This window comes from Burkholderia sp. Ac-20353 (genome assembly GCF_017104785.1).
Lineage (GTDB): Bacteria > Pseudomonadota > Gammaproteobacteria > Burkholderiales > Burkholderiaceae > Burkholderia.
The window spans coordinates 1-954 of sequence record NZ_JAAGPL010000528.1 but is presented as its reverse complement, the minus strand read 5'-3'; the positions used below and the strand labels follow the sequence as shown (position 1 = coordinate 954).

The 954-nt window shown below is 62.8% G+C and carries 1 pseudogene; it reads left to right on the top strand.

The features are described 5' to 3' along the window. Positions 1-954: pseudogene (locus tag G3N94_RS41755) on the top strand (hemagglutinin); the annotation flags it as partial.

Below are 954 nucleotides of genomic sequence, written 5' to 3'. Positions count from 1 at the left end.
ACCAGAACGTCACGAACCTGAGCACGAGCCTGGCCGGCACGCAGACGGACGTGTCGAACCTGCAGGCGGCCGACAAGCGGAACGTCAAGTATGACGGCGCGGAAGGTTTCGAAACCGTCACGCTCGCGGGCCCGAACGGCACGAAGCTGACGAACGTCAAGGCAGCCGAACTGTCGGCGACGAGCACCGATGCGGTGAACGGCTCGCAACTGTATGCGACCAACCAGACGGTTGCGAAGCAGGGCGACTCGATCACGCAGATCGGCGGACAAGTCACGCAGAACACGACCGACATCCGGAACATCGGCGGCCAGGTCACGCAGAACACGACCCACATCGGCGCGCTGCAACAGGATGCGCTGCAATGGTCGGCATCGGCTGGCGCATACGATGCTTCGCACGGCAGCGGTTCGGCGCAGAAGATCACGAACGTGCAGGCCGGTGCGCTCAGCGCAACCAGCACGGACGCGGTGAACGGTTCGCAACTGTACGCGACGAATCAGCAAGTCACGAAGAACACGACCGACATTACGAACCTGCAACAGAACGTGACCAACGTCACGAACGGCAAGGCTGGCATCGTGCAGCAGCAGGACCCGAACGGCCAGATCACGGTCGGCGCGGCGACGGACGGCACGTCGGTGAACTTCGCCAACGGTTCGAACGCGGATCGCGTGCTGACGGGTGTTGCAGCGGGCGTCAACAACAATGACGCAGTGAACGTCGGCCAGCTGAACGGCGGCCTGTCGTCGCTCAGCACGAGCGTGACGAACAACGTCAATACGCAGATCAGCAACCTCAGCACGACGATCAACAGCCAGATCGGTGAGGCCACGAAGAATGCGGTGCAGTACGACAACGACGCGCACACGAGCGTCACGCTTGGTGGCCAGGGTGCGAGCGCCCCGGTAAGCCTGCACAACGTTGCGGACGGTGTGGCAAATAACGATGCGG